This is a genomic window from Pseudoalteromonas sp. Isolate6 (assembly GCF_022398435.1).
In the GTDB taxonomy this organism is placed as follows: Bacteria; Pseudomonadota; Gammaproteobacteria; order Enterobacterales; family Alteromonadaceae; genus Pseudoalteromonas; species Pseudoalteromonas galatheae.
Window position 1 is genome coordinate 1 of sequence record NZ_JAKEVK010000383.1, and the last position, 1,039, is coordinate 1,039.

The window sequence follows — 1,039 nt, forward strand, 5'->3', positions numbered from 1 at the left end:
GTGCTTCAGTCATTTCACATTGTTCCAGTTAATGGAATTCAACTCGTCTCTGTTGGGGCTTATCTCCTCGCAATATTAATTTTTGCCAATCAACCACGCGCACGAATGCTCGTCATTTATTTGTTATTTCAATGTGTGCTGATGGCAACCAACTTCGCTGAAGAAACGTTAGGGGTTAGAAGTTATTTACTTATCACGCCTGTATTTACCCTAGCTACTGGGCCTTTAGTCTATTTTCTGTTTAAAAATTTACTGCACGCCAATCAACATAAGCAAGAGCGAAGGTTAGTCCATTTCTTACCTGTTTTGCTGGCGCTTCCATTTACTGAATACACCCCGCTTGTGATTGCGTTTGGTACAGTTAGTCAGTTGATTTATTTTGCTTTTACGGTACAACTTGTTGGTAGTTACCAGCGAGCATCCGCGGAGATCAGAGCGGACGTCAGTACGCGCGATTTACAATGGATCAGAACAACGGTTGTCTTGTTTATGATCTTTGCTCTGGTGGATTTGGTCAGGCTTAATATGCAAACATACAACGGTATCAGCACTAAAGCACTCTGGTATTTTATTGACTTAGTGTGGTTACTTGCAATTAATCTTTACCTAGTTGTCAAAGTACACAATCAACCACACCTCGAAGATTCGATAACGCAAGCTCAAGAAGTAACGCTCAATAAGGTGAATAAACAGTTAGAGGATCCAACCGAGATATTCAATGCAATTCATAACACGATTATGCAGCACTATTTATATCGCCAGCCACGATTGACTATTCACGATGTTGCTGAGGTAGTTGGACTTGGGGTAAAGGATATTTCTTGGGCCATCAATACTTGTGGTGGTTACAACTTTAATGAGTATATCAATAGCCTGCGGGTCGATGAGGTAAAACAGCAACTGCAGTGCGAAAAGCAAATAACGCCCAACTTGTTAGCGCTCGCAATGAATGCTGGGTTTAACTCAAAATCCTCGTTTAACAGTGTTTTTAAAAGGCAAACGGGTTACACTCCGAGTCAATTTTCAAAATTAATATAAG

At 40.7% G+C, this 1,039-nt stretch carries 1 protein-coding gene; it reads left to right on the forward strand.

The window, feature by feature from the left end:
• The coding region (locus tag L1D50_RS23045; protein ID WP_239966939.1) for an AraC family transcriptional regulator at window positions 1-1,038 on the forward strand (1,038 nt) is incomplete at its 5' end.
• Window position 1,039 lies beyond the last annotated feature (1 nt).